Origin of the sequence: Cupriavidus basilensis OR16, from assembly GCF_000243095.1 — a bacterium.
Classification (GTDB): Bacteria; Pseudomonadota; Gammaproteobacteria; order Burkholderiales; family Burkholderiaceae; genus Cupriavidus; species Cupriavidus basilensis_D.
Map to the genome: position 1 here is coordinate 63,604 of NZ_AHJE01000031.1, position 6,338 is coordinate 69,941.

The 6,338-nt window shown below is 67.1% G+C and carries 3 protein-coding genes and 1 pseudogene; 3 read left to right on the forward strand and 1 reads right to left on the reverse strand.

Features of this window, described 5'->3' with window-relative positions; translation table 11 throughout:
• Positions 1-336 precede the first annotated feature (336 nt).
• From OR16_RS12675 to OR16_RS12680, 3 genes and pseudogenes are all read left to right on the forward strand, one after another.
• Positions 337-1,431: a polysaccharide biosynthesis/export family protein gene (locus tag OR16_RS12675; RefSeq protein ID WP_043419552.1), complete on the forward strand. Its 1,095-nt coding sequence runs from the start codon at positions 337-339 to the stop codon at positions 1,429-1,431.
• A 159-nt stretch (positions 1,432-1,590) separates the two neighbouring features.
• Positions 1,591-1,785, forward strand: a pseudogene (locus OR16_RS48210) (low molecular weight phosphotyrosine protein phosphatase); the annotation flags it as partial.
• A 61-nt stretch (positions 1,786-1,846) separates the two neighbouring features.
• The gene (locus OR16_RS12680; protein WP_043419515.1) at positions 1,847-4,057 is read left to right on the forward strand and encodes a polysaccharide biosynthesis tyrosine autokinase; all 2,211 of its coding nucleotides are present in this window, start codon (positions 1,847-1,849) and stop codon (positions 4,055-4,057) included.
• Positions 4,058-4,175: 118 nt separating this feature from the next.
• On the opposite strand, the gene OR16_RS12685 is transcribed toward OR16_RS12680, so the two are convergent.
• Positions 4,176-6,044, reverse strand: a complete 1,869-nt coding sequence (locus OR16_RS12685) for an alpha/beta fold hydrolase (protein WP_006158363.1) — start codon at positions 6,042-6,044, stop codon at positions 4,176-4,178.
• Positions 6,045-6,338 lie beyond the last annotated feature (294 nt).

Consider the following 6,338-nt stretch of genomic DNA (forward strand, 5'->3'; position numbering starts at 1 on the left):
CGCGGTCAACCGACGGCGGCAGGGCACGATCCTGCCGCCGTTGTCTTTTGCCCGAGTCCTCCGGCGCGCTTTCCAGCATCCGTCCTGCGCCTTGCTTCGCCCCCCTGCGCTCACCTGGGCGCCACGCCTGACGCCGTCTCCAGCATCGCAGCGCAATGTGTGACAGCGCACCGATTGGGCAGCCCGCGCCTCCTAGGATGACAGCATCGGGGGACTGTCGCAGCGTTTGCGAGTCCCTGTCGCCAAATGCCGGAGGCTGCCGTGAACGAGATCACCGACCATGACGGGCAACACGCGCACACGCAACGCCGAAGCCGGCCGCTGGCATGCCTAGCCATGCTATGCGCGGCCCTGTTGCTTGGCGCCTGCGCGAGCTCGCCGGGCATGCACTTCGACCCCAAGGCGCCCGTTACCGCGATCGGGCCGGATGCCATGCCCAACATCACACCGATCACGCTGGAGGTGGTGCGCAACCAGCGCACCATGGCGCAACGCGAGGTCGAAAAGCTTGACGAACTCTATGGCAAGCCGCAGCCCTATCTCATCGGCCCGGGCGATATCGTCTCGGTGGTGGTGTGGGATCACCCGGAGCTGGTCTTCCCCAACCAGACCTACAGCATCGGGGCCGCCTATGAAATCCCGGCGGTGGGTGGCGGCTCCAATGTGCCCGGCTATGTGGTGAGCGCGCAGGGCGATATCCAGTTCCCCTACGCCGGCGTGATGAAGGTCGCGGGCAGGACGGCGAACGACGTGCGCGACCAGATCGCAAAGGTGCTCTCGCGCGTGGTGCGCGATCCCCAAATGACGGTGCGCGTGCTCGCATTCCGCAGCCAGCGCATCTATGTGGACGGCGAAGTGCGCACGCCTGGCATGCAGCCGATCGACGACGCGCCAATGACGCTGATCGAGGCGCTTAACCGCGCGGGCGGCGTGCTCAACCTGACGGGCGACAACAGCCGCATCCGCATTACACGCGGCGAGCGCAGCTGGCACGTCAACATCCCGGCACTGCTCGCGCGCGGCATCGACCCTTCGCGCATCATGCTCAAGAACGGCGACATCGTGCGCGTGGAACAGCGCGAGGACAGCAAGATCTTCGTCACCGGCGAAGTGGTGCGTCCCACCAGCTTGCTGATGCGCAACGGCCGCATGACGCTCAACGAGGCCATTGGCGACGCCGGCGGCGTGAACCCGAACTCCGCCAATGCCGAGCAGATTTTCGTGATCCGCAAAGCGGCCGACGGCGAGCCCAAGGTCTACCACCTGGACGGCACCTCGCCGGTGGCGCTGGCCATCGCCGAAGGCTTCGAGCTTGAGGCCAAGGACGTGGTGTACGTCGACGCGCGCGAGCTGGTGCGCTGGAGCCGCGTGGTCAACCTGCTGCTGCCATCGACGAGCGGCGCTTTCAGCGCCGCCAGCGTGGTCAAGTAGGCGAGGCCGCGATGATTCGCTCGATCCTGGTTGTCTGCATCGGCAACACCTGCCGCAGCCCCATGGCGCAGGGCTTGCTGAGCCACGCGCTGCCCGGCTGCACGGTGAGCTCTGCCGGGCTGGCCCCCGCTGGAGGGCGCCGCCGCCAACCCGCATACGGTGCGCCTGCTGGCGGAGGAGGGCCTGGATCTCGCCGGGCACCGCGCGCGCACCGTGGACGGCGGCATGATCAACGGCGCCGACCTGGTGCTGGTGATGGACACGGAACAAAGAGAAGCGCTTGAGCGCCAGTATCCGCATGCACGCGGCAAGGTCTACCGGCTTTGCGAATTCATGCATGCCGACGTACCCGATCCCTATGGCTGCTCGCAGAAGATGTTCAGGATCGTGCTGGGGCTGATCAAGCAAGGGGTCGATTCATCACACCCAGCGGGAGAAGTCGATCGACCTGACCGGCTATCTCGACGTGCTGATGCGCTACCGCTGGACCTTCATCCTGATCGCAGGCACGGTCTTCGGGCTGGGCGCGACCTACGCGTTCTTCACCAAGTCCGTCTACCGTACCGATATCGTGGTGCAGGTGGAGGACACGGGCAGCGGCGCCAACAGCAAGCTCGCGGGCAGCGTGGCGCCGGTCTTCGACGTCAAGCCTGCCGCGGCCGCGGAGATCGAGCTGTTGCATTCGCGCATGGTGGTGGGCAAGGCCGTGGAAAGCCTGAAGCTGTTCATCGATGCCAAGCCAAGTTACTTTCCGGTGATCGGCCAGGCGCTGGCACGCTATAACCCCGGCCTGTCGGAACCCGGCCTCTTCGGCTGGGGTGGCTTTGTCTGGGGCGACGAACGCATCACGGTGGGCCGTCTCGATATGCCGGCGCGGCTGGAAGGCACCAGGATGGTGGTAACGGCCCTTGACGGCAAACGGTACCGGCTGAAGGTCAAGGGAGAGCAGACCATGGCCACGGGCACCATCGGCCAGCCGCTTCTTGTCCCGACCTCGCGCGGCAATATCGAGATCCTCATCACGGAACTCGAAGGCAATCCAGGCGCCAGCTTCAACGTGACGCGGCTGCCGCGGGCCATTGCCATTGCACAGTTGCAGCAATCCCTGCAGATTGCCGAGCGCGGCAAGTCGAGTGGTGTGATTGGCATCATCCTTGAAGGCCCCGACCCGGACCTGATCGCCGCAACGCTGAACGAGATCGGCAGCGAGTATGTCGACCAGAACGTGCGCCGCAGGGCGGAGGAGGCGGAAAAATCCCTGGCCTTCCTCGACCAGCAGTTGCCGCAGGTCAAGCTGCAGGTGGAGACCGCCGAGACGCGCTACAACGCGCTGCGCAACCAGCGCGGCACGATCGACCTGGGCGAAGAGTCGAAGCTGATCCTCTCGCAGTCCGTCCAGATCCAGACGCGCCTGCAGGAGTTGCGCGCGAAACGCCAGGAACTGGTGACGCGCTTTACCGGCAACCATCCCAGCATCGGCATCATCGATGAGCAGATCGGCAGCCTGAATGCCGCGCTCGCCGGCGTGACCACGCGTATCCAGAAACTGCCCGAAGTGGAGCAAAACGTGCTGCGCCTGCTGCGCGATGTCAAGGTCAGCACCGAGCTGTACCAGTCGCTGCTCAACGACGCCCAGCAGCTCAAGCTGACCAAGGCCAGCAAGGTGGGCACCGCGCGCATGGTCGACCCGGCCGAAGTGCCCTTGCAGCCCGTGCGGCCCAACCGGTCGTTGCTGGTGATTTTCGCGGCCATGCTTGGCACGGTGGGCGCGCTGATCGTCGTGTGCCTGCGCCACATGCTCGACGGCGGCGTCGCCGAGGCCGACGATATCGAAAACCTGACCGGGTTCGCGGTGTACTCCACCATCCCGTTCAGCCCGGAACAGTCGCGCCTGGCCACGCAAGGCGACCCGAAGGCCTCGCTGCTGGCCTGCCGGATGCCGGACGATCCCGCCATGGAGAGCTTGCGCAGCTTCCGCACCGCCTTGCAGTTCTCGCTGCTTGGCAACCGCCATCCGGTGGTGCTGGTGACGGGCCCGGCGCCGGGTGTCGGAAAGTCATTCATCTGCGCCAACTTCGCCGCGGTGCTCGCCGCCGGCGGCAAGCGCGTGGTGCTGATCGACGCTGACCTGCGGCGGGGCAGCCTGAACCGGCGCTTCGACACCGACCGCGGCCCCGGCCTGACCGAGTTGCTGCAGGGCGCGCCGGTGGAACCCGCAGTGCGCAGACAGGTTGTGCCTGGGCTGGATTTCATTCCCACCGGGACGCTGCCCGAGCATCCCGCCGACCTACTGCTGAGTCCCGCGATGGACGCGCTGCTCAATGCGCTAAAGGCGAATTACGACATCGTGCTGATCGACACGCCGCCGGTGCTGGCCGCCTCGGATACCGGAATCCTTGCTACCAAGGCGGATGCCGTGTTCATGGTGGCTCGTGCCGACTCGACTACCGTGGATGAACTGGAAGCCGCGGGCAGGGCGATCAGGCAGGTTGGCGGGGAGGTGAAGGGGGTGCTGTTCAACGGGTTGAATGTGCAAGGGCGGTGGTATCGGGCGCATTACAACTTCGGCAAGTACCGGTATCTGAACTATCGGTATCAGGACGTGGATACGGTGCAGAGCCGGTAGGGCTGCTGCGCGCAGCGCTCAATCGAAAGCGCCGGGTTCCGGCGCTTTCATTTTTGCCCACAGGATACGGCATGGTGCACCGATGGCAGGCCCGCGTGCGCAGCGGCTCGCCCCCCGCTCACGCGCTCGCCGTACCTGACACCGCATCCGCCAGCGTGCCGGACCTGTCCTCGTTTGCCTCATTTGCCTCATTTGCCTCGTTCGCCTCGACCGGCTCGCCACGCGCCAGCTGCACCTCGATATAGCGCACCAGATGCGCCCCCAACGCGGCGCGGCTGTCGGCAAGGAACAGCGAATGATCGAACGTGGGCAGGGTGCGCACGCGGATGTTGCCCAGGCCCTGCAGCGCTTCCAGGTTGCCGCCAAAGCGGTCCTTGGCTTCCTCCAGCCCGATATCGCTCATGCCGTAGAGGAAATCCGTCTGCACGCCGCGCCGGTCTAGCTCCCGCATGGCGGCCCGCGCGAAGCCGGTCACGGTGGCGGTGTCGTCGCCGCCGCGCCAGCGCGCAACGGCGGCTGCGCCGCGTTGCACCACGCGCCGCGTGCATCGGCGAACAAAGCCCGACAGGATCGGCCAGACCTTGACCTGGCCGCGCCACAGCCGTTGCCAGTTCTGCGCGCGGCGCGCGGCTGCCACGTAACCCCGCATGGACTGCACCCGTTCGTTCACCGCGGCGGTGTCGGCGTCATCCCAGCGGAATTTCGCCAGGTTGGCCAGGACCAGGCCGTTGACCGCCGGGTTGCGCAACGCCACGTGCAGGCTGATGAACGCCCCCGAGCAAACCCCCGCCATGACGATGCGCTTGTACCCCTGCGCGCGCAGCCAGTCGACGGCGGCGCTGGCATCGTCGCACGCGCTCTGCGCGTATACCGCGGGAATGCTCATCTGGCGTGCCGGGGCGGGACTATCGCCCAGCGTGGATAGATCCAGGCGCAATGCGGTTACGCCGTGCCGTGCCAGCTCGCGGGACAAGCTCACGAAGACCCGCCCGTCGCCCACATGGTGATTGCCGCCGGTATTGGGAAAGAGCACCACGACATCGCTCGCGCCGCGGCGCGCGGGCTGGCAAAGGATGCCGAACTGCCTGCCGCGGTCCAGCCATACCCGCTGCTCGCGCGCGCCGTCCACCTCGCACTCGAGCGCGACGCTCGCATTGCCTGCCACGGGCGTGCCGCGCGCGGCGCCGCCGCGCCCGGCGGCGATGGCCGGGCGTACCCAGGCCAGCACCTCTTGCCAGGCCGTCTCCGGCACTTGCGCGTACTCGGCGGCTTGCATCATGCCGGGATACTCGCCAAAGGTGCCCAGCGTGACCTCGGCCCCCGAGCCACGATAAAGCGTACCCATTTCTGCGACGGGCGAAGTGGCCCCCGGCCAGGCATCGAGCAGCAGCACGCGCGGCGCGGGGCAGCCCTTGCGGCGGGCCAGGCGCAGGCCTTCGAGCGCCGTCACGGTGTCGGCCTGGAAGCGATAGGCCAGCACCTCAAGCGATCCGTCGGTGGGCGGCGTGAGCTCGATGTCTGGGATGACGTTGTTGACCCAGCCGGTGTGCAGCGCGCGCAGCTCGCGCAGATAGGCGCGCCCGCTCACCACGGGCGCCAGCAGGACCAGGCCGGTCACGACATGGGGTTCGCGCGCGGCCAGTGTCTCGGCGGCGAGCACGGCCAGCGTCGCCCCCAGGCGCAGGCCGCACAGCACGACCCGGCTAACCCCGGCCTGCTCGCGCAGCGTGGCTACCGCGGCCAGGATGCCGTGCACGCACCAGGCAATATGCTCGCCATCGGCATCGGTGCCGGCGGAGTCCCCGGTGCCCGGATAGTCGAAGCGCAGCACCGGCAAGCCCACGGCGGCGAGGTCTGCGGCCAGGTGGCGAAAAGCCCGGTGCGACCACATGGCTTCGTGGCCGTGCGGGTTGCACAGCACCACGCCCGTGGTGCCTGCAGCCTCATGCAGCCAACCGGCACAGCCCTCGAACAAGACCGGTTTCATGACCTCTCCCAAAGAAAAACGGGGCGTTGGCCCGTGGCATTGACGCACGCAGAAACGGGTACGCTTTGCCGTTCGGGCAGTGGCTTGCGTCCGCGCGCCAAGCCTTGAAGCGGAGCAGGAATACCGTTCTAATGCAGCGGATGCGACTTATCGATTCCGTGAACATGAAACCTGCCTTGCTGTCCGTCCTGCTGCTAGCCACCGCGTTGGCGATCCCCATGGCCCCCGCGGCAGCGGCGCCGCCGCCCGCCGCCACGCAAGCCGAGGTCACCCATCTCTTTGCCTATCTGGCGG